General features: G+C 71.7%; 1 protein-coding gene. It reads right to left on the bottom strand.

Annotated features, from left to right (window positions below):
• Window positions 1–474 (bottom strand): DUF222 domain-containing protein (locus HCK04_RS40565; RefSeq protein ID WP_142652801.1); only part of this gene is annotated, 474 nt, incomplete at both ends.

Raw genomic sequence — 474 nt, 5'->3', positions numbered from 1 at the left:
GCAGCGGGGTCTTGGGTGGCCGGGTCGGTGTCTTGGGTGGCCGGGTCGGCGGGGTATGGGTTGTCGGCGGTGGGGTCGGTGGTTTCGGGGTCGGTGGGGAGGGATTCGGCGCTGACCACGACGAGGAGCTCGGTGACGATCTTCTGCTCCAGCAGGGCGATCAAGGCGTCCGCCTGGCGCACCGTCAGCGGGCGGTCATCACCCTGTGCCCTCAGCTTGGCGTACGCCTGCAACAAGGCCATCAACCGGGCGCCGGCCTCACGCGGCAGGTAGAACTCTCCTTCCACGCCGCCGCCCTTGCCCGGGCGGACTCGCAGGAACCGCCGCCCGTAATCGGCCCGCTCATCCCGCTCTTCCCCATCGGGGTCGAGCACCGCCCGCAGGTGGCGGCCGGCTTTGGCGACCTCCGCCGCCCCGGCCTTGCCGGCCAGGTCCACCAAGATCGGCTCCGCCAGGCCGGCCTGCTCGTCGGTT

Source organism: Microbispora sp. CL1-1, assembly GCF_012034195.1.
Classification (GTDB): Bacteria; Actinomycetota; Actinomycetes; order Streptosporangiales; family Streptosporangiaceae; genus Microbispora.
The sequence above is the reverse complement of the archived record's forward strand: the minus strand, read 5'-3'. Positions and strand labels throughout refer to the sequence as shown.